Source organism: Burkholderia sp. Ax-1719, assembly GCF_011753055.1.
GTDB lineage: Bacteria > Pseudomonadota > Gammaproteobacteria > Burkholderiales > Burkholderiaceae > Paraburkholderia.
Genome location: NZ_VWWJ01000080.1, coordinates 1 through 330, shown reverse-complemented (window position 1 = coordinate 330; position 330 = coordinate 1). Strand labels below are relative to the sequence as shown.

Genomic DNA, 330 nt, shown 5'->3' with positions numbered 1-330 from the left:
ATCTTTCGATCACTTAAAAATACATTGATACAATCACAACCCTGATTCACCTACTCGACGGCCATCTCTGTCCGCTTTCGGATGAATCTCTTTACTACTTCTTCCTGATTGTTAAAGAACAATGATCGATACGATTTTCGTATCGACATTCGAAACAGCCGAAAAGTGTGAGCACTTTGAAACGATTTTCGCTCAAAGCTCTAGAAAGGAGGTGATCCAGCCGCACCTTCCGATACGGCTACCTTGTTACGACTTCACCCCAGTCATGAATCCTGCCGTGGTGACCGTCCTCCTTGCGGTTAGACTAGCCACTTCTGGCAAAACCCACTC

1 rRNA gene is annotated in these 330 nt (G+C 45.8%); it reads right to left on the bottom strand.

Annotated features, from left to right (window positions below):
* Positions 1-204: 204 nt before the first annotated feature.
* Positions 205-330: ribosomal RNA gene (locus F3J17_RS35965) — 16S ribosomal RNA — on the bottom strand; the annotation flags it as partial.